A 507-nucleotide genomic window follows, 5' to 3' on the forward strand; every position below is an offset into this window, starting at 1 on the left:
GCAAGGCGAAAGATGGCACAACCGTTACAGTAAATGGTAAAGATGGTACAGTGGGTGCTAAAGGCACAGATGGTACAAGCGTTACTATGAATGGCAAAGATGGCACAATCGGTGGTAAAGGTGCAGATGGCACAACTGTTACCATGAACGCTAAAGACGGCACAATCGGTGCCCAAGGACCAAAAGGTACTAATGGTAAAGATGGCGCGTCTGTTACTATCAACGGTAAAGATGGAATTACAACGATTACCGGTGCTACCGATGATAAGGATCATAAAAATGTCATCGCTCTTGACGGTAAAGATGGCAAGATGGGCGTTACCGGCAAAGATGGCAATAGCGTTACGTTGAACGGTCAAGACGGTTCTATCGATATGAAGGGTAAAGACGGTAAGAATGCTGTCAATATTACTACAAAAGATGGCACTGTTGGTGTTAACGGTACCGATGGTACGACTAGAATTGTCGTTAAGGATGGCGATAAAACTAACGAATTAGCCACTATGA

Annotated in this window: 1 pseudogene; it reads left to right on the top strand. The window is 44.4% G+C overall.

Going from position 1 to position 507, the window contains the following annotated elements:
- A pseudogene (locus tag HMPREF3182_RS07670) lies at nt 1–507 on the top strand (hypothetical protein); the annotation flags it as partial.

The organism is Megasphaera hutchinsoni (genome assembly GCF_001553405.1).
In the GTDB taxonomy this organism is placed as follows: domain Bacteria; phylum Bacillota; class Negativicutes; order Veillonellales; family Megasphaeraceae; genus Megasphaera; species Megasphaera hutchinsoni.